Origin of the sequence: Streptococcus suis, from assembly GCF_002964575.1 — a bacterium.
GTDB classification, from domain to species: Bacteria; Bacillota; Bacilli; order Lactobacillales; family Streptococcaceae; genus Streptococcus; species Streptococcus suis_R.
The window spans coordinates 1-1,199 of record NZ_POQQ01000034.1; the positions used below are offsets into that span (position 1 = coordinate 1).

The 1,199-nt window shown below is 41.4% G+C and carries 1 protein-coding gene; it reads left to right on the forward strand.

The annotated features are described in order from the left end of the window. A partial coding sequence (locus C1E58_RS02825) for a transposase (protein ID WP_105209254.1) occupies positions 1–1,199 on the forward strand: 1,199 nt, incomplete at both ends.

The window sequence follows — 1,199 nt, forward strand, 5'->3', positions numbered from 1 at the left end:
AAAATCGTTCAAATGAATGAAGAAGTCATTCCTATGAAATGGCTGAGTCAGGATACCTATGTCTGTTATCGGACCATAAACAGTTTTCGGGCTAGCACACATGCCAATCAGCTCATCAAAACTGCCTTCATCTACTTCACTCTCCTCCTCAGAGAGAATGGCTTGATTGAAGATGAGGCTCTCTTCATTGACGGGACTAAGGTAGAAGCTGATGCCAACAAGTATTCTTTCACGTGGAAAAAGGCCGTTGAACGCTATGAAGATGCCTTGAATGGAAACATTTCTGCCCTTTATGACAAGCTAGTTCAAGAAGGGGTGAATACTGCCTTGTCCAAGGAAGAATGCCTCACTAGCGAGGGACTCAAACAACTCCTACATGAGACAGAACAAGTATTGGATGAGGTGGAAGAAGCTATCTCACAAGAGCCTAAAGTCATTAAAGGTGGATCAGCCAACAGACAGAAACGAAGAAGAATTAAGAAACTCAAGAGAAAGTTGAAAGAGGATTGTCTTGTTCGGAAACAGAAGTACGAACGAGATAAACAGATTTTACAAGAACGAAACTCCTACTCTAAAACGGATCATGATGCAACATTTATGCGGATGAAAGAAGATCCTATGAAGAATGGTCAGCTCAAACCGGGCTACAACCTTCAACTTGGTACAAACAGCCAGTTTGCCTTAGCTTACGGATTGTATCCGAATCCAACTGACACTCGTACACTCAAACCTTTTCTTCAATCCATCCAAACCTTAGAACTCTTTCAACACATTGTCGCGGATGCAGGTTATGGAAGTGAAGAAAATTATAGCTTTATCCTTGATGATCTGGAGAAAACACCTCTGATTCCCTACGGAACATATCAGAAAGAGCAGAAGAAAAGCTATAAGAAGAGTGATGCCAATCCTGAAAACTGGACCTATCTAGAAGATTCTGACCAGTGGATAAAGCCAGATGGGGTTGTCTACTCGTTTAAGAATTATTCACGAAGAACGGAGCAGAATGGTTTTGAGAAAGATATTAAGATTTACGAAGCTGATCCTGTACAAGCTAGTGAGGAGTTAGACCAGTTAGCACGGACAGAAAAAGGAAACCTCAAACAAATTCAGTATAATCCTACGTGGAACTATTTCAAGAACTTAGTCAAAGAGGAATTGACAAGTAAAGAGGGAGCCCGCATTTATGCCAAACGCAAGGT